General features: G+C 71.2%; 20 protein-coding genes and 1 tRNA gene. 6 read left to right on the forward strand and 15 right to left on the reverse strand.

Annotated features, from left to right (window positions below):
- Window positions 1–3 precede the first annotated feature (3 nt).
- Together ACT3UL_RS07670 and ACT3UL_RS07675 are read left to right on the forward strand one after the other, a co-directional pair.
- Window positions 4–975 carry a cation diffusion facilitator family transporter gene (locus ACT3UL_RS07670; protein WP_444577607.1) on the forward strand — a complete coding sequence of 324 codons (972 nt, stop codon included), beginning with the start codon at window positions 4–6 and terminating at the stop codon, window positions 973–975.
- Window positions 972–1,601 carry an endonuclease III domain-containing protein gene (locus ACT3UL_RS07675; RefSeq protein WP_444577608.1) on the forward strand — a complete coding sequence of 210 codons (630 nt, stop codon included), beginning with the start codon at window positions 972–974 and terminating at the stop codon, window positions 1,599–1,601. The genes ACT3UL_RS07670 and ACT3UL_RS07675 overlap by 4 nt, the downstream gene beginning before the upstream one ends.
- On the opposite strand, the gene ACT3UL_RS07680 is transcribed toward ACT3UL_RS07675, so the two are convergent.
- Complete coding sequence (locus tag ACT3UL_RS07680) at window positions 1,570–1,833, reverse strand: helix-turn-helix domain-containing protein (protein WP_444577610.1); 264 nt, start codon at window positions 1,831–1,833, stop codon at window positions 1,570–1,572. The two genes, ACT3UL_RS07675 and ACT3UL_RS07680, sit on opposite strands and share 32 nt — an antisense overlap.
- 66 nt (window positions 1,834–1,899) lie before the next feature.
- On the opposite strand from ACT3UL_RS07680, the gene map reads away from it, so the two are divergent.
- Window positions 1,900–2,667: a type I methionyl aminopeptidase gene (map, locus tag ACT3UL_RS07685; protein WP_444577611.1), complete on the forward strand. Its 768-nt coding sequence runs from the start codon at window positions 1,900–1,902 to the stop codon at window positions 2,665–2,667.
- A 73-nt stretch (window positions 2,668–2,740) separates the two neighbouring features.
- Here map and ACT3UL_RS07690 read toward each other — a convergent pair whose 3' ends face one another.
- Window positions 2,741–3,931, reverse strand: coding sequence for an amidohydrolase (locus tag ACT3UL_RS07690; RefSeq protein WP_444577612.1), 1,191 nt, complete (start codon window positions 3,929–3,931; stop codon window positions 2,741–2,743).
- Between the two features lie 112 nt (window positions 3,932–4,043).
- Here ACT3UL_RS07690 and ACT3UL_RS07695 point away from each other — a divergent pair, with 112 nt between their 5' ends.
- Window positions 4,044–5,348, forward strand: a complete 1,305-nt coding sequence (locus ACT3UL_RS07695; RefSeq protein WP_444577614.1) for an acyltransferase family protein — start codon at window positions 4,044–4,046, stop codon at window positions 5,346–5,348.
- Window positions 5,345–6,367 carry an NAD(P)H-dependent flavin oxidoreductase gene (locus ACT3UL_RS07700; protein WP_444577616.1) on the forward strand — a complete coding sequence of 341 codons (1,023 nt, stop codon included), beginning with the start codon at window positions 5,345–5,347 and terminating at the stop codon, window positions 6,365–6,367. Before ACT3UL_RS07695 ends, ACT3UL_RS07700 begins: the two co-directional genes overlap by 4 nt.
- Window positions 6,368–6,385: 18 nt before the next feature.
- Here the strand turns inward: ACT3UL_RS07700 and ACT3UL_RS07705 are convergent, their stop codons facing one another.
- Complete coding sequence (locus ACT3UL_RS07705; protein WP_444577618.1) at window positions 6,386–7,225, reverse strand: helix-turn-helix transcriptional regulator; 840 nt, start codon at window positions 7,223–7,225, stop codon at window positions 6,386–6,388.
- Window positions 7,226–7,326: 101 nt separating this feature from the next.
- Here ACT3UL_RS07705 and ACT3UL_RS07710 point away from each other — a divergent pair, with 101 nt between their 5' ends.
- Complete coding sequence (locus ACT3UL_RS07710; RefSeq protein ID WP_444577620.1) at window positions 7,327–8,388, forward strand: aldo/keto reductase; 1,062 nt, start codon at window positions 7,327–7,329, stop codon at window positions 8,386–8,388.
- A gap of 78 nt (window positions 8,389–8,466) precedes the next feature.
- Here the strand turns inward: ACT3UL_RS07710 and ACT3UL_RS07715 are convergent.
- The 12 genes from ACT3UL_RS07715 to ACT3UL_RS07770 all read right to left on the reverse strand — a co-directional run bounded on the left by ACT3UL_RS07715 (window position 8,467) and on the right by ACT3UL_RS07770 (window position 19,266).
- Window positions 8,467–8,539 (reverse strand) — tRNA-Ala (locus ACT3UL_RS07715).
- Window positions 8,540–8,593: 54 nt separating this feature from the next.
- On the reverse strand, window positions 8,594–9,247 hold the full coding sequence (locus tag ACT3UL_RS07720; protein ID WP_444577622.1) for a histidine phosphatase family protein: 654 nt from the start codon (window positions 9,245–9,247) through the stop codon (window positions 8,594–8,596).
- Window positions 9,244–9,618: a ribosome silencing factor gene (gene rsfS, locus ACT3UL_RS07725; protein ID WP_444577624.1), complete on the reverse strand. Its 375-nt coding sequence runs from the start codon at window positions 9,616–9,618 to the stop codon at window positions 9,244–9,246. The genes ACT3UL_RS07720 and rsfS overlap by 4 nt, the downstream gene beginning before the upstream one ends.
- Window positions 9,615–10,367, reverse strand: a complete 753-nt coding sequence (locus ACT3UL_RS07730; protein WP_444577625.1) for a hypothetical protein — start codon at window positions 10,365–10,367, stop codon at window positions 9,615–9,617. The genes rsfS and ACT3UL_RS07730 overlap by 4 nt, the downstream gene beginning before the upstream one ends.
- Window positions 10,360–10,938 carry a nicotinate-nucleotide adenylyltransferase gene (nadD, locus tag ACT3UL_RS07735; RefSeq protein ID WP_444577802.1) on the reverse strand — a complete coding sequence of 193 codons (579 nt, stop codon included), beginning with the start codon at window positions 10,936–10,938 and terminating at the stop codon, window positions 10,360–10,362. The genes ACT3UL_RS07730 and nadD overlap by 8 nt, the downstream gene beginning before the upstream one ends.
- A gap of 35 nt (window positions 10,939–10,973) precedes the next feature.
- Window positions 10,974–11,153: a hypothetical protein gene (locus ACT3UL_RS07740; protein WP_343926161.1), complete on the reverse strand. Its 180-nt coding sequence runs from the start codon at window positions 11,151–11,153 to the stop codon at window positions 10,974–10,976.
- Window positions 11,154–11,242: 89 nt separating this feature from the next.
- Window positions 11,243–12,514 (reverse strand): glutamate-5-semialdehyde dehydrogenase, encoded by a 1,272-nt coding sequence (locus tag ACT3UL_RS07745; RefSeq protein ID WP_444577626.1) that lies wholly within the window; start codon window positions 12,512–12,514, stop codon window positions 11,243–11,245.
- 43 nt (window positions 12,515–12,557) lie between these two features.
- Window positions 12,558–13,721, reverse strand: coding sequence for a glutamate 5-kinase (proB, locus tag ACT3UL_RS07750; RefSeq protein ID WP_444577627.1), 1,164 nt, complete (start codon window positions 13,719–13,721; stop codon window positions 12,558–12,560).
- A 2-nt stretch (window positions 13,722–13,723) separates the two neighbouring features.
- Window positions 13,724–15,259: a GTPase ObgE gene (gene obgE / locus ACT3UL_RS07755; protein WP_444577629.1), complete on the reverse strand. Its 1,536-nt coding sequence runs from the start codon at window positions 15,257–15,259 to the stop codon at window positions 13,724–13,726.
- A 97-nt stretch (window positions 15,260–15,356) separates the two neighbouring features.
- Window positions 15,357–15,611 carry a 50S ribosomal protein L27 gene (rpmA, locus tag ACT3UL_RS07760; protein WP_444577630.1) on the reverse strand — a complete coding sequence of 85 codons (255 nt, stop codon included), beginning with the start codon at window positions 15,609–15,611 and terminating at the stop codon, window positions 15,357–15,359.
- A gap of 39 nt (window positions 15,612–15,650) precedes the next feature.
- Window positions 15,651–15,959, reverse strand: a complete 309-nt coding sequence (rplU, locus tag ACT3UL_RS07765; protein WP_193115982.1) for a 50S ribosomal protein L21 — start codon at window positions 15,957–15,959, stop codon at window positions 15,651–15,653.
- Window positions 15,960–16,248: 289 nt separating this feature from the next.
- Entirely contained in the window at window positions 16,249–19,266 is a 3,018-nt protein-coding gene (locus tag ACT3UL_RS07770) for an Rne/Rng family ribonuclease (protein ID WP_444577632.1), read from the reverse strand.
- Window positions 19,267–19,309 lie beyond the last annotated feature (43 nt).

Below are 19,309 nucleotides of genomic sequence, written 5' to 3' on the forward strand. Positions count from 1 at the left end.
CACATGGACGACACCTCAGCCCAGGACGACCGCGATTCCCAGGAGAGCTCTGGCAGCGGACTGACAGTGATCATCGCGTTCTGCGCGAACCTGCTGGTCGCGATCGCGAAGACGGTCGTCGCGCTGCTGACCGGATCCGCATCGATGCTCGCCGAGGCCGTGCACTCCTGGGCCGACACCGGCAACCAGGTGTTCCTGCTCGTCGGCGAGCGCCGGGGCCACCGGGAACCCGACCGCTCCCACCCGATGGGGTACGGCCGCGACAGCTACGTGTGGGCGATGTTCGCCGCGATCGGCCTGTTCGCCGTGGGGGCCGGGGTCTCCGTCTGGCACGGGATCCAGTCCCTGAGCGCGCCCGAGACGGAGGGCGTCGAGTACGGCTGGGCCTACCTGGTGCTCGGGATCGCCTTCGTCCTGGAGGGCTTCTCCTTCCTGCAGGCCCTGCGCCAGGCCCGCCGCGGGGCCCGCTCCCGCCGGGTCAGCCCGCTGCGCCACGTGAGCACCACCTCGGATCCGATGCTGCGGGCGGTGTTCGCCGAGGACGCCTGCGCGCTGATCGGCCTGGTGCTCGCAGCGCTCGGCATGGGCCTGCACCAGCTCACCGGGCAGCCCGTGTGGGATGCGATCGGCTCGATCCTGGTGGGTCTGCTGCTCGGGGTGGTGGCGATCCTCCTCATCGCCCGCAACACGGCATTCCTCACCGGCGAGGGCGCCTCCCCCCAGGCCAGCGCCGCGCTGCTGCGCACCCTGCAGGAGCACCCCGACGTGGACAGCGTCAGCTTCCTGCACACCGAGTGGGTCGGCGCGGATCAGCTCCTCGTGATCGCGTCGGTGGACCTCGCCGGGGACTCCGCGGAATCGGCGCTGCAGGACACCGTCCAGGCCATCGAGGACCAGCTGGAGGAGAACCCGCACGTGCGACGCGCGCTGCTCACCCTCAGCCATCCCGACAGCACGCCCCTGGACGTCGCGTGATCGATCTGCGCGCCCTGCAGGGCGAGCTGCTCGTGGAGCACGGGCCGCAGGGCTGGTGGTGGCCCGGCGAGGAGCCCTTCGAGATCGCCGTCGGCGCGGTGCTCGTCCAGCGCAGCCGCTGGGAGCAGGCCGATCTGTCGATCATCGCGCTCCGGGCGGCCGGCCTGCTGGACCCGGGCGCCCTGGCCGACGCCGATGAGGAGATCGTGCGCGAGCTCGTGCGCGGATCCGGGTTCCCGACCTCGAAGCCCCGCCGGTTGCAGGCGCTGGCCCGGTGGGTCGAGGATCGCGGCGAGGCCGCGCGGTCACTCGAGGATGCCGCTCTGCGCGCGGAGCTGCTGGAGGTCGAGGGGATCGGTGAGGAGACGGCCGACGTGATCGGCCTGTACTGCTTCGGGCGCCCGGCTTTCGTCTGCGACGAGTACGCCCGACGGGTGCTGCGAGGGCGAGGAGCCGAGGTGCCGGGCTCCTACCCCGCGTTCCGACGGGAGATCGCCCCGACCCTGGAGCGCGCCGACTTCACCGTCGCCGAGCTCGCGGAGCTGCACGGCCTCCTCGTCGAGGAGGGGAAGCTGGACTCGAAGAAACGAGCCTCTACGAGGCGAGTTCGCTCGCGGACTCGCTGATCGCGGCCCAGATCTCGTCCAGCGACAGACCCAGCACGCCGGCGATCGCCGCGATCGTCGGAAAGGCGGGGGTCGCGACCCGGCCGGATTCGATCTTGCGGAGCGTCTCCGGCGAGACTCCGGCGGTGAGGGCGATCTCGAGCATCGAACGGTCTCCGCGGGCTCGGCGCAGCAGAGCGCCGAGCCGCTCACCGCGGGCGATCTCGTGGGGCGTGAGAGGTAGTCGGACCATGCGACCCATACTAATACCGGTATAGGATTACCGGGATAGTTATCCCAGCAGCCTGGAAGGCACCGCATGATCGAGATCCTCACCCCCACCGAGCTGACCCGGGCCCGGAACACCGGACGACTCGTCGCCGAGATCCTCCAGGAGCTCGCGAGCCGCAGCACCGTCGGCACCTCCCTGCTGGAGATCGACTCCTGGGCCCGCGAGCTGATCCTCGACGCCGGCGCGCAGTCCTGCTACGTCGACTACGAGCCGTCCTTCGGCCGCGGCCCGTTCGGGCACTACGTCTGCACCGCCGTGAACGATGCCGTGCTGCACGGGATGCCCCGCGACCAGTCGCTCGCCGACGGCGACCTGCTGACCCTCGACCTCGCCGTGCTCCGGGACGGGGTCGCGGCCGATGCCGCCCTCAGCATCGTCGTCGGCACGAAACGACCCGCACGGAGCATCGCGATGATCGAGACCACGCAGCGCGCCCTCGCGGCCGGGATCGCCGCAGCCGGCCCCGGCGCTCGCCTGGGCGACGTCTCGGCCGCGATCGGCGCCGTGCTGCAGGGTGCCGGCTACCCCGTGAACACCGAGTTCGGCGGGCACGGCATCGGGTCGACCATGCACCAGGACCCGCATGTGCCCAACATCGGCCGCGCCGGGCGGGGCTACCGCCTGCGCCCGGGCCTCCTGCTCGCGCTCGAGCCCTGGGTCATGGAGGACACGGACGAGCTCGTGGTGGATCCTGACGGCTGGACGCTGCGCAGCGCGACCGGCGCGCGCGCCGCGCACACCGAGCACACGATCGCGATCACCGAGGACGGCGCGGAGATCCTCACGGTCTGCTGACCGGGCTCCGGAGCGGATCGGTCGATGCGCCGACCGATGGGCCGAGCGATGGGCCGAGCGATGGGCCGAGCGCTCAGAGGAGCACCTCGCCGGACCGGGCGACGACGCGCCCGCCGGCGAGCACGAGCTCCCGGCGCGGGGCACGCACGATCGCGTCGGGCACGTTCTCCGCCTCGACCAGGACCAGATCCGCGCGGGCGCCGGGCACCAGGTCGTGCACCTCGCGGTGCACGAATCCTGCTGCGTCGCTGGACGCGAGCCGGGCGACCCGCACGAGGTCCTCGTCCCGGCGCGCCCCGTGGAGGCGTGCGAAGTCCAGGGCCACGCGCAGCAGGTCGCCGTCCCCGTAGGGGGACCAGAGGTCGCGCACGCCATCGGTGCCCAGCCCGAGGCCCACGCCGGCCTCCCGCATCGCCTCCCAGGGCAGCGGTGCCGAACCGATGGGGGCGACGGTGCTCCAGGTGATTCCCAGCTGCGCGAAGTCCGCGAGCAGGGACCGCTGGCGCCCGGCGGGAAGCTGGCCCAGGGCGAAGCCGTGAGCGATGTTCACCCTCCCCTCGAGCCCGGCGCGGCGGGTCCGGTCGATGATCAGCTCGTACTCGAAGGCCCCCAGGTCACCCCCGGCGTGGAGATGGATGTCGAGGCCGCAGCCGTGCCGTGCGGCGATGTCGAAGAGGCCGTCGAGCTGGGCGACCGGGTCACGATCGATGAGACAGGGGTCCAGGCCTCCGATGCTGTCGGCGCCGGCGCGGGCCGCACGATCGAGCAGATCCAGGACGCCCTCGCGTCGGACCACGCCGTCCTGGGGGAAGGCGACGACCTCCACCTCGAGCGCGCCCTCCAGGCGTGCGACAGCCTCCTGGACCGCGGCGATGCCGTCGAGGCCGACCCCGAGGTCCACGTCGACATGGCTGCGGGCCGCGGTGGTCCCGTGGCGGAGGAACTCCCGCAGCACCCGCTCGGTGACGTCCGGTCCCGGGATGCCCAGGGCGCCCCGCTGGGCGCGCTCGTGGGCGATACGGCCCTGCGTCGTCGGCTCGCCGCCGTAGGGCACCCACGGCCGACCCCACCAGGACTTGTCCACGTGGGCGTGCGCATTGATCAGGCCGGGGAGCGCGAGCATGCCGTGCCCGTCGATGACCTCTGCGCCCGCCGGGGCCTCCGCTCCGGGTGGGAGCAACGCCGAGAAGGTGCCGCCGTCGATGTGGAGGTCGACGAGATCGTGGCCCCAGGGCCGGACGGAGCGGAGGATCGTGAGCGTCATGCAGGAACGGTATACCGATGACGCCGGGTGATCACGAGCAGGTCGTCGTGCGAGGGCGTCGCGCTCAGGTGCCGGTCCTCGCCGGCTGTCGGTGCCCGACTACTCTGCTGCCATGACGACAACGCGCCTCAGCCGCGCCCAGAAGGTCGATGCCGCCACTCCCGACTCGCGCAACCGTGTGGTGGATTTCCTGAGGGCAGCCGCGATCACGGTGGTCGTGCTGGGGCACTGGACGATCGTCGCGGTCGATGCCGACGGCGGGATCTCCCCGCACGGAGTGCTCGACACCGCCCGCTGGACCCATCCGTTGACCTGGGTGTTCCAGGTGATGCCGATCTTCTTCCTGGTGGGCGGCTACTCCAACGCCCTGTCGTGGCGCTCCGCCCGGCGCAAGGATGTCGGCTATGCGCAGTGGCTCCGCACCCGGCTGCGTCGGCTCGGGATCCCGCTGCTGCCGCTGCTGGTGGCCTGGCTCGTGATCAGCGTGATCGCGCTCGCCGCCGGAGCCCCGACCGCGGCGCTGCAGCTCGCCACGCAGATGGCGCTGGTGCCCACCTGGTTCCTGGCCGCCTATCTGCTCGTGATCGTGGTCGCCCCTCCCCTGCTGGTGCTGTGGGAGCGACTGGGCTGGTGGTCGATCGTGGGCGGCATCGCCCTCGCCGGGGTGGTCGATGCGGTGAGCATCGGCCTGGACCAGCCGTTGCTGGGGTACCCGAACTACGTGCTGGTCTGGGCGAGCTTCCACCAGGTCGGCTTCGCCTGGCTCGACGGGCGTCTGAGCGGCTCCGCCCGACGCCTCGTGCTGGCCGGTATCGGCGCGGTGGGTCTCGCCCTCCTGGTCGGCCTCGGCCCGTACCCGGTCTCGATGATCACCTCGGGGGCCGACGAGATCAGCAACTCCAGCCCGACCCGCGTGACGATGGCGTTCCTGGGGATGCTGCAGGCCGGCCTCGTGCTGCTGCTGGAGCGGCCGTTGACAGCGCTGCTGCGCCGTCCCCGGATCTGGCTGGTGACCGTCCTGGTGAACCGACGCATCATGACCTGGTTCCTGTGGCACCTCACGGCCCTCGTGGGCCTGTCCCATCTCCTGCTCGCCCGGGGCGGGTTCGGGCTCGGGCCGACGCCGCTCAGCGGCAGCTGGTGGGCGACGCGCCCGCTGTGGGCGCTGGTGCTGCTCGCCCTCACCGGGGTGATGGTGCTGGTGTTCGGACGGTTCGAGGAGCCTCGCGACGACGACCGGCCCGCCCCGCCCCTGTGGCAGCCGATTCTCGCCGTCGTGCTCGTGTGCGCCGGTCTGGCGGTGATGGCCGACGCCGGGATGGTCGGACCGGACGGGCTGAACTGGATCTGGCCGCTGCTGCCGATACTGGGCATGGTCGCCGGCGGCGTGATCCGTTTGCGAGGATCGAGGGCATGACCCCTGCGCTGCTCGACTCCCGCCTGCCCCTCGTCGCCGCACCGATGGCCGGCGGCCCCTCCACCGTCGCCCTCGCCCAGGCGGTCGCCGCAGCGGGCGCCTTCCCGTTCCTCGCCGGCGGCAACAAGAGCGCCGTCGCCCTCGGCGCGGAGATCGCCGCGCTCCGCGGGCTCGGCGCAGATTTCGGGGTGAACCTCTTCGCGCTCCCGCCCCGCGCGATCGACGAGGCGGCGTTCGCGGACTATGCCGCCGAGCTCGCCGCGGAGGCCGACGCCTACGGGATCGCCCTGGATCCGGTGCCCCGCAACGATGACGACTCCTTCGCCGAGAAGCTCGAGATGCTCACGCGCAGCCCGGTCCCGGTCGTGTCCTTCACGTTCGCGCTCCCCGCCGCCGAGCACGTGGCCTCGCTGCATGCCGTGCGCACGGCAGTGCTGGCCAGCGTGACCTCGCCCGAGGAGGCGCGGGCCGCGTCCGAGCTCGGGGTGGACGGTCTCGTGGTCCAGGGGCCGGACGCCGGCGGGCACAGCGCCACCCACGACCCGACCCGCACCCCGCCCCCGATCCGGACGCCCGAGCTGGTGCGCCAGGTCGTCGACTCCGTGGATCTGCCGGTGATCGGCGCGGGCGGCGTGGACGGGCCGGTCGCGGTGCATCGGATCCTCGCCGCAGGCGCCCGGGCCGTGGCCGCCGGCACCCTGCTTCTGCGCACCGATGAGGCCGGCACCTCGCCGACCCATCGCGCGGCCCTCGCGGACCGTTCTTTCACCGAGACGGCGCTGACCCGGGCCTTCACGGGCCGGCCGGCCCGCTCGCTGCGCAACGGCTTCCTCGAGCGGCACGACGCCTCGGCACCGACGGCCTATCCCGCCGTCCATCACCTCACCCAGGAGCTGCGCCGTGCGGCGGGGGCCGCCGGGGACACCGACCGGCTCCACCTGTGGGCCGGGACCGGCTGGCGCAACGCCCCGGAGGGCCCGGCGGCCGACGTCATCGCCCGGCTCGCCAAGGGCGTCTGAGCCTCCGCCCGGGCGTGGTCAGGGCGCCCGCAGCACCTGGGTGCCGATGACGCCCAGCAGCTCGAGCTTCTGCGCGGCGTCCGTGCCCTCGAGCGGGAAGAAGGCGTGCATCGACACGTCCTCGTCGGGGGTGAGCAGGACTTCGCAGCGCAGCTCGATGGCACCGACCTCCGGATGCAGGAACACCTTCTGGTCGATCTGGCGCTGCGCGACGTCGTGCAGCGCCCACAGCCGGGCGAACTCGCCGCTGCGCTCCTCCAGCTCGCCGACCAGTGCGGTGACCTCCGCGTCCCCGCCGCGGCGGGTGAACGCGGCGCGCAGATCGCTCACGTGGGCGGTGGAGATCCTCTCCCAGTGGTCCGAGGGCATCAGTCGGGCCGACGGGTCGGTGAACCAGCGCCACACGACGTTCCGGTCCCGAGCGCTGTCCCCCAGCACTCCCCCGACCAGCGCCTTGCCGAGAGCATTCGTCCAGAGCACCTCGCCGAGATCCGTCAGGATCACGACGGGGAGGTCCGTGAGCCGGTTCCCCAGGGCGATCAGACCCGGGCGCACATGATGGCCGGCGCGCCGCGGGGGCGGGGCGTGACCGCCCAGACGCAGCAGATGGTCGCGCTGCTCCCGGTCGCAGTGCAGCGCCTGGGCGATGGCCAGGACGACCCCGGCCGAGGGCGCCGAGCCCCGGCCCTGCTCGAGGCGCGTGTAATGGTCCACCGAGACGCCGGCGAGCATCGCGACCTCCTCCCGGCGCAGGCCGGGCGTACGACGTCGGGCACCTTCGGGCAGACCGGCGTCGACCGGACGCAGCTGCTCGCGGCGGCGGCGCAGGAAGTCGGCGAGGCCCTGTCGATCGATCATCGACCCATCCTCCTCCCCGCCCGGCCCGCTATCCAGGGACCGCCTCTCCCCGGATGGACCGGGCCTCGTGCCACGGTCGGCAGAGGTCCAGGCTCAAGGGCATGACCACCACAGAGAACAGCGCCACCGCTGAGCACCCCACCACCGCAGCCACCGATCCGACCGCACCCACCACTCGACCCACCACCCGCCGCCTCGGGACCACGGGACCGTCGGTCTCCTCGCCGGGCCTCGGCGCCATGAGCCTGTCCGGCGCCTACGGGCCGAGCGACGACGCCGAGAGCCTGCGCGTGATCCACACCTATCTCGATGCCGGGGGCACGCTCCTGGACACCGGAGACTTCTACGGCGCCGGGCACAACGAGATGCTCATCGGCCGGGCGTTGCGGGAGCGCTCGCGTGAGGACGCGGTCCTCTCGGTGAAGTTCGGAGCCACGATCTCCCCGACCGGCATGCCGCTGGGATTCAACGGGCGGCCCGAGAACGTCGCCACCTCGCTCGCCTATTCGCTGCGCCGGCTCGGCGTGGACCACCTCGACGTGTACCGGCCCGCGCGCCTGGATCCCGAAGTGCCGATCGAAGAGACCATCGGCGCCATCCAGGAGCAGGTCGAGGCCGGGTACGTGCGCCACATCGGACTCAGCGAGGTCGGCACGGAGACCATCCGACGCGCCGCGGCGGTCGCCCCGATCAGCGACCTCCAGATCGAGTACTCCCTGCTCATCCGGGAGATCGAGACCAACGGGATCCTGGAGACCTGCCGCGAGCTGGGGATCGGCGTCACGGCCTACGGCGTCCTCGCGAAGGGCCTGGTCGCCGGGCGTTCCGGCGATTCCGGAGGCTCCCGGGGGATGTTCCCCCGTTTCCAGGGCGAGAACCTCGCCCGCAACCGCGCGCTGCTCGAGCAGATCCAGGGGATCGCTGCCGCGAAGGGCATCTCGATGGCGCAGCTCGCGATCGCCTGGGTCGCCTCCCACGGGGAGGACATCGTGCCGATCGTCGGGTCCCGGCGCGTCGACCAGGTCACCTCCATGCTCGGCAGCACGGCCGTGCAGTTGGATGAGCGGGACCTGGCCCGGATCGATGCGGCCCTGCCCGTCGGCGCCGCCCAGGGCGACCGCTACCCCACCGCCCTCATGGGGCAGCTCGACAGCGAGAGCTGAGCCCGGGCAGCAACAGCAGAAGGGCCCCACCTCGCGGTGGGGCCCTTCTGACGAGTCACTGTCTCACGGTTTCTCGAGTGGAGCTAAGGGGATTCGAACCCCTGACCTCTTCCATGCCATGGAAGCGCGCTACCAACTGCGCCATAGCCCCGTATCGGGTGTCGCCCTCATCAGGCGACTCGTAAAGATTACCCCGATCCTCGGCTCAGGTGAAATCGGGAGCCAGGTTGTGTGACACCAGCCTCATGAGACGCCCGCTGGTGTCCGAGGTGAGGGGCTCGAGCACCGAACGATGGCAGTTCTCCAGGCCCGCGATGCCCCGGAAATCGTCGGCGTCCAGTCCCAGCAGCGCGGTGATGCCCAGCGTGATCGCCGCACCGTGCGAGACGACCATGACGGTGCGCCCCGTGTTCTCGGCGACCAGGCGCCGGCAGGCATCCGCGATGCGTTCGGCGACCGCAGGGCGGTCCTCGAGACCCAGCCCGGTCACCGGACGATGCGCACGCCAGTCGGCATGCTCCGTCGGCCAATGCCGACGGATCTCCTCGCCCCGCAGTCCTTCCCAGGTCCCGAAGCTGCGCTCGATCAGCGCGGCGTCGGTGGTGACCTCCAGACCGCAGGACGACGCGACGATCTGCGCAGTGTCGCGGGCACGTTCCAGCGGAGAGGCGACGATGAGATCGGGCGGGTTCGCGGCCACCGCGGCGGCGAGCACACCGGCCTGGCGGGTCCCGGTCGCGTTCAAGGGGATGTCCACCTGTCCCTGCAGGCGACCTTCCTTGTTGTAGTCCGTCTGCCCGTGACGCACGAGGATCAGGCGCGTACGTGCGGGGCTTCCGGTGGAGCGGGCGGGCGTCACGCCGCGGGGTCCACGATCTGCAGGTCCAGCACCGGGGCATCGCGCCACAGCCGCTCGAGGGCGTAGTAGGCGCGGTCCTCGGCATGCTGGACGTGCACGACGATGTCGCCGTAGTCCAGAAGCACCCACCGGGCATCCCGCTGGCCCTCGCGGCGCAGCGGCTTGCGGCGGCGGTCGCGGAGCAGCGCCTCCTCGACACCGTCGACGATGGCCGAGACCTGGCGCTCGGAGTCCCCGCTGCACACGAGGAACACGTCGGTGATCACGACCTGCTCGGAGACGTCGAGGCCGATCACCTCCTCGGCGAGCTTGTCGGCGGCGGCCTGACCGGCCACCCGGGCCAGATCGAGGGAATCTTCGGGGGCACTCACGCGGCTGATTCCTTGAGGACGAGATGGTCGGTGAACAGATTCTGCACGGAGGCATCCAGGGCGGAGGCCTCCCCGGGGCCGAGGACCCCGGTCAGGAGAAGGATGACGAGCACGATCAGGGCGACCGCGATGAGGGTCCACACCAGCCAGACCAGCGAACGGCTGGCGGCTCCTTCGGCGCGGTGGAGGACCTTGCCCTCGAAACGGGGTGCCGGCCGCGGGGAGGGTGCCTCGGTGACCGAGAGCTCCCCCAGCTCGACCCCGTCGGCATCCCGCTCGATGACCGCGGTCGGCGAGCCCTTCGAGCCTTTCGAGCCCTTCGAGTCGGTCGAACGTGTCGACCGTCCGGGGCTCGCCGCCTGCGCCTGCGCAGCGGGGCTCTCTCCCGCGATGGCACCGCCGGAGGCTCTCGTGGCATCGGAACCGGCAGTGCTGTCGGAACCGGCAGTGTTGTCGGACCCATTCCCGCTGTCGGACGCGGAGCCGGAGGGATCCGCAGGTGACTCGGCCTGCTCCGGCTGCTCCGGGTCCTCGCTGAGCTCGATGATGCGGGCGCGCCGGCCGAACTTGCGCAGAGTCGGCACCGGAGCTGCCGCATCGGGCGGCTCGACGGCACCGCGCACGCCGGGGACCGCGGCCTGGTCATCGGTGGTCGCGACGGCCGAGCGCGATTCCAGCGCGGCGCTCTCCTCGGGGCTCAGCGCGCGAGCGCGTCGTCCGCGACGCGGAGTGGTGTCGGATTCAGTCATCGCCGTCACCTCCTGTGTAGAGGGCGTACTTGTTGATGTATTGGACGACGCCGTCGGGGACCAGATACCACACCGGTCCTCCCGCTGCGACGCGGGTGCGGCAGTCGGTCGAGCTGATCGCCATCGCCGGGACCTCGATCAGGCTGACCCCGTCGGCCGGGAGGCCGGAGGTGTCCAGCTCGTGCCCGGGACGGGTGACGCCCACGAAGTGCGCCAGGGAGAAGATCTCCTCGGAGTCCTTCCAGGTGAGGATGGACTGCAGCGCGTCGGCGCCCGTGATGAAGAAGAGGTCCGCCTCGGGCTGCTGATCGTGCAGGTCCCGCAGGGTGTCGATCGTGTAGGTCGAGCCGGGACGGTCGATGTCTACGCGCGAGACCGTGAACACGGGATTCGCAGCGGTCGCCACGACCGTCATGAGGTAACGGTGCTCCGGATCCGAGATCTCCCGATCGGCCTTCTGCCAGGGGCGACCGGTCGGGACGAAGACGACCTCGTCGAGGCCGAAGACGCTCTGGACCTCACTGGCTGCGACGAGGTGACCGTGATGGATGGGATCGAACGTCCCGCCCATCACGCCGATCCGTCGTCGCTGCTGCTCCATGGCGATCAGTGATCGCCGTGCCTGTCGGAGTCCCCGCGCTTGCGCTGGTTGGTCCCGCCGGTGAGGTAGGTGATCCCGAGCAGGATCAGCATGATGACGAAGACGCCGATGCCCACCATCGGCGGCGTGACGCCGCCGGTCGCGTGCTCGCCGGCCTCGGCAAGGATCATGAGCTGGTCGATCATGGTGTTCTAGGCCTTTCCAGGAGTGACCGGGCCATCATCCCACAGCCGCGCGCCCTGCTCACGCCGCGACGCCGGCGATGGGAGCGCAGTCACGGCCGCACGTGCCCCTGACCGATCACGAGCCACTTCCCCGTGGTCATCTCGGGGAGCCCCATCGGGCCGCGCGCATGGAGCTTCTGGGTGGAGATGCCGATCTCCGCGCCGAAGCCGAACTCGCCGCCGTCCGAGAAGCGCGTCGAGGCGTTGGCCATGACCACGGCGGAATCCACCTCGGCCAGGAACCGCTGCTGCGAGAGCAGGTCCCGGGTGAGGATCGATTCGGTGTGCCCGGAGGAATGGGCTCTGATGTGCTCGAGCGCCTCGTCGAGGTCGGCGACCACCTTCACCGCGAGCTCGAGGGCGAGGTACTCGATGTCCCAGTCCTCCGCGGTCGCCGGCACGACCTCCGCAGCGGTGCCCGCCGCGGACAGGATCCGGGCAGCTTCCTCGTCGGCATGCAGGCGCACCCCGGCCGCCGCGAGCGGGGTCGCCAGGCGCGGGAGAGCCGCTTCGGCCACCTCCCGATGGACCAGCAGGGTCTCCAGGGCGTTGCAGACCCCGACGCGCTGGGTCTTGGAGTTCAGGACGATCTCGCTCGCCTGGTCGAGGTCGGCGCTCGCATCGACCAGGATGTGGGTCGTGCCGGTTCCGGTCTCGATCACCGGGACCAGGGAGTTCTCGACGACTCGGCGGATCAGCCCGGCTCCGCCGCGCGGGATCAGCACATCGATCAGTCCCCGCGCCCGCATGAGCACGTCCACGCCCTCCCGGCCGTGCGCGTCGATCCCGACGATGAGGTCCTCGGGCAGACCGTGCTCGGCCAGCACGGACCGCAGCACCGCGATCAGGGCGGTGTTCGAGTGCAGGGCAGCGGAACCGCCGCGCAGCACCACCGCGTTGCCGGACTTCAGCGCGAGACCGGCGGCATCGACGGTGACGTTCGGTCGGGCCTCGTAGACCATGCCGATCACGCCGAGGGGCACACGCACCTCGCGCAGCTCGAGTCCGTTGCGCAGCACGGAGCCGCGCATCACCTCACCGATCGGGTCCGGGAGGTCAGCGGCATCGCGCAGCTGCTGGGCGATCGCGGCTACCCGCTGGGGGTCCAGTGCCAGACGGTCGCGCAGTCCCGGCTCGATCCCCGCGGCGTCGGCCGCCTCGAGATCACGGGCGTTGGCGGTGACGATGTCCTCGGCGTGCGCGACCAGGGCGTCCGCCATCGCGCGCAGCACGGCGTCCTTGGTGTCGCGATGCAGGCGGGCGAGGGCCGGCTGGGCCTGCTTCGCGCCTCGGGCGGCGTCTTCCACGGCATGTGCAGTCATGCCGGGATCCTACGGTCGAGGGCCGGACCACCACAGGACCGTCTCAGAGCACGACCAGGTGATCGCGGTGCACGACGGGCCGACGGAACCGCTCCCCCAGCACCTCTCGCAGCTCGGCCGAACCGCGGCCGGTCATGGCTCGCAGCTCATCACTGCTGAACGAGGTGAGGCCGCGTGCGATGACCTCTCCGTCCGGTGCGGCGATGTCCACCGGAACACCATCGGGGAAGGTCCCCTCCACCCCTGTGACCCCCACCGCCAGCAGGGAGCGCCGACGGGTGCGCATCGCCTCCGCCGCGCCCTCGTCGAGCACCAGGGTGCCCGCTCCGCGAGTCGCGAAGCGCAGCCACACCAGGCGGGACCGTCTGCGGCCGTGATGGCCCGGGAAGAAGGTGCCGATGTCCTCGCCGGTCGCGGCGGCGGCGAACTTCGAGGCGGAGGTCAGGACCGCGGCAGTGCCGGTGGTGGAGGCCAGCTGCGCCGCGGACAGCTTGGTGACCATGCCACCGGTTCCGATCTTCGAGCCGACCGAGCCGATGCTCACCCCGGCGAGGCGCGCCGCATCCTCGACCACGCCGATGCGCGTCGCCCCGGGCTCCTGCGGCGGTGCCGTGTACAGGCCGTCGACGTCGGTGAGCAGGAACAGGGCGTCCGCCCCGAGCAGCTGGGCGACCAGCGCCGCGAGCCGGTCGTTGTCCCCGAAACGGATCTCATGGGTCGCCGTGGTGTCGTTCTCGTTGACCACCGGGAACGCCCCGAGGCCCATGAGGGCCTCCAACGCGTTGCGCACATTGCGGTACGTCTGCGGGCGGATCACGTCGGACTCCGTGAGCAGCACCTGACCGGTGATCCGCCCGTGGTCCCCGAACGCCGTGGACCAGGCGGTCGCGAGCAGGGCCTGACCCACGCTCGCCGCGGCCTGCTGCAGGTCCACGGACGTCGGCCTCTCCTCGAGCCCCAGCGGGCCCAGGGCCGCCGCGATCGCTCCCGAGGAGACGATGACGACCTCCGTGCCCTTGCTGCCGAGCCAGGCGCAGGTGGTCGCGATCTCGCGCACCCGCAGCTGATCGAGGCGGCCGTTCGCGTCGGTCAGGCTCGAGGAGCCGATCTTGACCACGATCCGCCCGGCGTTCGCCAGTCCGGACCGCTCGGTGATGCGTGCCGGCTGGCGCAGCCCGGTTCCGCTCCCGCTCTCCGTCCCTGCCACGTTCAGGCGTTCCTGTCGTCCTTCGCCGGATCGGCCCAGTGGCCGGCGCGGCGTTCGGCATCCATCGCCGCGATGCGCTTCATGCGGGCATCGGTGCGGGCCCGCTGGTCCTCGCGCTTCTCCTCACGAGTGGCGCGATGGTTGTCCTCGAGCCGCTTGTCGGTGCCACGGCGACCCAGCAGCAGCTCCGCGCCGCCCACCATCGTCGGCTCCCAGTCGAACACGACCGCATCGTTCCCCGGGCCGATCAGCACGGTCGATCCGGAGACAGCCCCGGCCTTGAAGAGTTCGTCCTCGGCGCCCAGCTTGGCGAGACGATCTGCGAGGAAGCCCACGGCCTCGTCGTTGGTGAAGTCGGTCTGCCGCACCCAGCGCTCGGGCTTGTCGCCCTGCACCCGGAAGGCGGTCGATCCCTCGTACTCCTCCTTGACCACGCGGAAGCCCTTCGCATCGACCGCACGCGGGGTGATGACGATCGGGGCGGCGACGGGCTCGGGCAGCTGGGCACGAGCCTGCTCGACGAGCTCACCGAGCACGAAGGACAGCTCGCGCAGGCCCTTGTGGGAGAGCGCGGAGACGTCCAGCACGGGCACGTCCCGCTCCACGAGACGCTCACGGACCATGTCCGCCATCTCGGTGCCGTCGGGAAGATCGGTCTTGTTGAGCACGATCACCGAGGGGCGCTCCATGAGCGGCACCCGGGTCTCCGTCTCCTCGTCGAGCCCGGCGGCGTAGGTGGCCAGCTCGTTCTCGATCGTCTCGAGGTCGGTGAAGGGATCGCGATCCGACTCCAGGGCCGCCGCGTCGAGCACGTGCACGAGCACGTGGCAGCGCTCGATGTGCCGCAGGAAGTCCAGGCCGAGACCCTTGCCCTGGCTCGCGCCCGGGATCAGGCCGGGCACGTCGGCGACCGTGTAGCGGAAGTCGCCGGCCTCGACCACGCCGAGGTTCGGCACGAGCGTGGTGAACGGGTAGTCCGCGATCTTGGGGCGTGCGGCGCTCATCGCCGCGATCAGCGAGGACTTGCCGGCGCTGGGGAACCCGACCAGGGCCACATCGGCCACGGTCTTGAGCTCGAGCACGAGGGTGCGCTCCTCGCCGGGCTCGCCGAGCAGGGCGAAGCCGGGGGCCTTGCGCTGGGTGGAGGCCAGTGCCGCGTTGCCGAGGCCGCCGGTGCCGCCGCGGGCCGCCGTGAAGCGGGTGCCGATGCCGACCATGTCGATGAGCACCGTGCCGTCGGCCTCCATGACGACGGTGCCGTCGGGCACGGGCAGCACGAGGTCCTCGCCGTAGGCGCCGTGGCGCAGGTCGCCCTTGCCGAATCCACCGCTGGTGGCCTTCTGATGGGGCTTGTGGTGGTAGCTCAGCAGGGTCGTGGTCGACGCATCGACCTCGAGGATGACGTCACCGCCGCGACCGCCGTTGGCTCCGTCCGGGCCGGCCAGCGGCTTGAACTTCTCGCGGCGGATGGACGCGGCGCCGTGCCCGCCCGATCCTGCGGCGACCTGCAGCTCGACGCGATCGACGAACGTGGCCATGGGGTTCCTCCAGGAGGTGTTGAGATATGCGTCGAGGGGCGGAGCGTCGGCTCCGCCCCTCGAAGGCAGCTGGTGCCCCGGTTCCCGGGGCGAGCGATCAGACCGTCTCGACGATGCTGACCACGCGACGGTCGCGCTTGCGACCGAACTCGACGGTGCCCGCGGTGAGCGCGAACAGCGTGTCGTCGTTCCCGCGACCCACACCGTCACCGGGGTGGATGCTGGTGCCGCGCTGGCGCACGATGATCTCGCCCGCGCCGACGGTCTGGCCGCCGAAGCGCTTGACGCCGAGGCGCTGGGCGTTGGAGTCACGCCCGTTCTTGGAGGAGCTGACGCCCTTCTTTGATGCCATCTGGAATCAATATCCTTCTGTCGTGTTCGAAGGGATCGCTCAGGCGATGCCCGTGATCTTCAGCCGAGTGAGCTCCTGGCGGTGGCCCTGGCGCTTCTTGTACCCGGTCTTGTTCTTGTAGCGGAGGATCCGGATCTTCTCGCCGCGGAGGTCCTCGACCTTCTCGGCGGAGACCTTCACCTTGGCGAGGTCGGACTGCGCGGAGGTGATCTTGTCACCATCAACCAGCAGCACGGGAGCGAGATCGATGCTGTCGCCCGCCTCGCCTGCCACGCGGTTGATCACGATGGTGTCACCGACCGACACCTTCTCCTGACGACCGCCTGCGCGGACGATTGCGTACACCACGTCACTGCTCCATCTTGTCATTCGAACTCTGCACTTGAGTCATGCACCCTGCTCGGTGATCCGCGGACCTGCGACCGTCAACCGGCCCTGCACTCCCCGGAGGGTGTTCAGGCGGGAGATGCGGTCGCGCGGGTGTCACCAGGAACATGACTGCGGCACGTTTTGCGCCAGGGAACAGCTTACGATCCCCAGCACCTGAGGTCAACCACCAGAGGCCGTCCGACCTGCGAGAACGCCGTCACATCCTGTGGAACACATCACGCGGAGGCGCTCCTGTCCCGCCCGCACCTCATTCTGGCGAAGAAGTGTCCCGCTCCTGCTCCTGCTCGGGCTGCGGCGAGGTCCCGGAGGATACGACCTCACCGTCGACCGTCACCTCGGGCTGCGCGCTGCTGCTCGAGGCCGCGGCGATCGAGGCGATGGTGGCGCGGGCGAGGGCTCGGCTGTCCGCATCGCCCTCGAGGCGGTGGACGTCCGCGGCGGACTCGTCCGAGACCGCCTCGTCGGCCCCGTTCTCCTCCGTGGAGGAGCCGCTGCGCGTTCGGCGCCCACGTCGCTTGGACGACTTCGAGGACTCGTCCCCGTGGCCCCCGGGGTTGCCACCGCCGCCGTTCCCGCCGTTCGAGCTCCCGCCGCCGTTGCCGCCGTTGCCGCCGTTGCCGCCGTGACCGTGGTGATCGCCATCGATGTCGACGACGAGGCCGCGGCCGTTGCAGTGCTCGCACGAGGTGGAGAAGGTCTCGACGAGGCCCTGGCCCACGCGCTTGCGGGTCATCTGCACGAGACCGAGCGAGGTCACCTCGGCGACCTGGTGCTTGGTCCGGTCCCGGCCCAGGCACTCGACCAGGCGACGCAGCACGAGATCGCGGTTGGACTCCAGCACCATGTCGATGAAGTCGATGACGATGATGCCGCCGATGTCGCGCAGCCGCAGCTGGCGCACGATCTCCTCGGCCGATTCGAGGTTGTTCTTTGTGACGGTCTCCTCGAGGGAGCCGCCGGAGCCGGTGAACTTGCCGGTGTTCACGTCGACCACGGTCATGGCCTCGGTGCGGTCGATGACCAGCGAGCCGCCGGAGGGCAGGTAGACCTTGCGGTCCATCGCCTTGAGCAGCTGCTCGTCGATGCGGTGCTTGGCGAAGACGTCCTTGTCCGACACGTGCCGGGTGACGCGCTCGAGGAGGTCGGGCGCGACATCCGAGACGTACTCGTGGACGTCGTCGTAGACCTTGTTCCCCTCGACGATCAGCGAGGTGAAGTCCTCGTTGAAGACGTCGCGGACCACCTTGATGGCGATGTCCGGCTCCTGGGAGAGGGCGACCGGGGCGTTCTTCGCCTTCTGGGCCTTCTGGATCTTCTCCCACTGGGCGCGCAGGCGCTCGACGTCGTGGGTCAGCTCCTGCTCGCTCGCACCCTCCGACGCGGTGCGCACGATGACGCCCGCGTCCTCGGGGATGATCTGGCGCATGATCTTCTTCAGGCGGGTGCGCTCGTTGTCGGGCAGCTTGCGGGAGATGCCGGTCATGGAGCCGCCGGGCACGAACACGACATAACGGCCGGGCAGGGAGATCTGGCTGGTCAGCCGGGCGCCCTTGTGGCCGATCGGGTCCTTGGTGACCTGAACCAGGACCGGGTCGCCGCTCTTGAGCGCGAGCTCGATGCGGCGCGGCTGGCCCTCGAGGCCCACCGCGTCCCAGTTGACCTCGCCGGCGTAGAGCACGGCGTTGCGGCCCTTGCCGATGTCGACGAACGCGGCCTCCATCGAGGGCAGCACGTTCTGGACCTTGCCCAGGTACACGTTGCCGACCATCGAGGTCTGGGCCTTCTGCGCGACATAGTGCTCGACCAGCACGTCGTCCTCGAGGACGGCGATCTGGGTGCGGCCGGCGCGCTCGCGCACGACCATGGAGCGCTTGACGGACTCCCGGCGCGCGAGGAACTCGGCCTCGGTGATGACGTTGCGACGGCGACCGTTGTCGCGTCCCTCGCGGCGGCGCTGGCGCTTGGCCTCGAGGCGGGTCGAGCCCTTGACGGCCTTGACCTCGTCGCGCGCCTCGCGGACCTTGACGACCGTGTTGGGCGGATCGTCCGACGTCGAGGTCGACGCGGACGACGAGTCGTCGCTGCCGGAACCGGAGCGACGACGACGGCGGCGACGGCGGGAGCTCGACGAGCCCGAGGAGCTGCTGTCCGACCCGTCGGAGCCGTCCTCCCCCGTGCTCTCGTCCCGACCCTCGGTGGAGTCCTCGTCCTGGGGCCTGTCGTCCGCATCCGGGGCGTCGTGGTCGTCCGAGCTCTCGTCCTCGTCGTCCCCGCGGCCACGACCGCGACGACCGCGGCCACCGCGGCGGCGACGACGGCGGGAGCTCGAGGAGCGCTCGTCGTCCGCATCGGAGTCGGAGTCCTCGTCCTCGGACGAGTCGGAGTCGGAGTCGTCCTCGGTGTCGTCGCTGTCGTCCTGGGACGAGCCACGACGCGAGGAGCGGCGCGAACGGCTGCGTCGCGAGCGCGAGCGACCGGACTGCTCCTCGTCGCTGCGCTCGGACGAGTCCTGCTCGTCCTGCTCCTCGGTGTCGTCCTCGGTGTCGCCGTCGGCGTCCTCGAACGAGATGGCCCTGCCGCCGACCGGGGCGTCCTGCGGGCCCACGGTCGTGCGGGACTGGGGGGTGGGTGCCTGGAAGAGGAGCGAGGCGAAGTCCATCTGGACCTGCTCGCGACGTCGGGCCCGATCATCGGACTCGGTCTCCTGAGCGGGGGCCTCGTCCGTGCCGCGGGCCGAGGCGAGGGCGCGCAGATCTCCGGCCACCGGGCCGTCGTGGTCCGCAGGGGTCTCCTCCGCGGGATGCGGGGCCTCCGGCTGCTTCTCGTCGGACTGCGCGTCGTCGCTCTGCCGGGCCTCGGGCGCCCGAGTGGCGCGGCGGCGGGTGGAGCGCCTCCGGGTCGTGGGCTCCTGAGTCTCAGGGTCCTGTGCCGCCTCGGGCTCCTGGGCTTCCGACGCTGCGGTCGTGGGGGCCTCGACGGCCGGCTCCTCGACGACGGGCTCCGCGACGGGGATCACCGGGGCGCCGGCGGGCGCTCCGGCGCGACGGCGCGGTCGCTTCGTGGTGGTCGTGGGTGCCGGATCGGCGGGGGCGTCGCTCTGCTGGGCGACGATCGTGCGCGGGGCGGAGGTCTCCGTCTGCTCCGGCGTCGCAGCCGGGGTCGGCGCCCCGGCAGGGGCTCCGGCCCGGCGACGACGTCGCGCGGGAGCGGTGGTGGGGGTCGAGTCCGACGTGTCGTTCTCGGGATTATGGGTGCTGTCAGCCATGCGGCCGTCTCCTTCTGAAGGAACCAGCGCACCCTGGCCCCGA

The organism is Brachybacterium sp. 107, from assembly GCF_052379725.1.
In the GTDB taxonomy this organism is placed as follows: Bacteria; Actinomycetota; Actinomycetes; order Actinomycetales; family Dermabacteraceae; genus Brachybacterium.

Coding starts and splice junctions, on each gene's coding strand:
- ACT3UL_RS07670 (WP_444577607.1), top strand. CDS start 4: ATGGACGACACCTCAGCCCAGGACGACCGCGATTCCCAGGAGAGCTCT.
- ACT3UL_RS07680 (WP_444577610.1), bottom strand. CDS start 1,833: ATGGTCCGACTACCTCTCACGCCCCACGAGATCGCCCGCGGTGAGCGG.
- map (WP_444577611.1), top strand. CDS start 1,900: ATGATCGAGATCCTCACCCCCACCGAGCTGACCCGGGCCCGGAACACC.
- ACT3UL_RS07690 (WP_444577612.1), bottom strand. CDS start 3,931: ATGACGCTCACGATCCTCCGCTCCGTCCGGCCCTGGGGCCACGATCTC.
- ACT3UL_RS07695 (WP_444577614.1), top strand. CDS start 4,044: ATGACGACAACGCGCCTCAGCCGCGCCCAGAAGGTCGATGCCGCCACT.
- ACT3UL_RS07700 (WP_444577616.1), top strand. CDS start 5,345: ATGACCCCTGCGCTGCTCGACTCCCGCCTGCCCCTCGTCGCCGCACCG.
- ACT3UL_RS07705 (WP_444577618.1), bottom strand. CDS start 7,225: ATGATCGATCGACAGGGCCTCGCCGACTTCCTGCGCCGCCGCCGCGAG.
- ACT3UL_RS07710 (WP_444577620.1), top strand. CDS start 7,327: ATGACCACCACAGAGAACAGCGCCACCGCTGAGCACCCCACCACCGCA.
- ACT3UL_RS07730 (WP_444577625.1), bottom strand. CDS start 10,367: ATGACTGAATCCGACACCACTCCGCGTCGCGGACGACGCGCTCGCGCG.
- nadD (WP_444577802.1), bottom strand. CDS start 10,938: ATGGGCGGGACGTTCGATCCCATCCATCACGGTCACCTCGTCGCAGCC.
- ACT3UL_RS07740 (WP_343926161.1), bottom strand. CDS start 11,153: ATGATCGACCAGCTCATGATCCTTGCCGAGGCCGGCGAGCACGCGACC.
- ACT3UL_RS07745 (WP_444577626.1), bottom strand. CDS start 12,514: ATGACTGCACATGCCGTGGAAGACGCCGCCCGAGGCGCGAAGCAGGCC.
- obgE (WP_444577629.1), bottom strand. CDS start 15,259: ATGGCCACGTTCGTCGATCGCGTCGAGCTGCAGGTCGCCGCAGGATCG.
- rpmA (WP_444577630.1), bottom strand. CDS start 15,611: ATGGCATCAAAGAAGGGCGTCAGCTCCTCCAAGAACGGGCGTGACTCC.
- ACT3UL_RS07770 (WP_444577632.1), bottom strand. CDS start 19,266: ATGGCTGACAGCACCCATAATCCCGAGAACGACACGTCGGACTCGACC.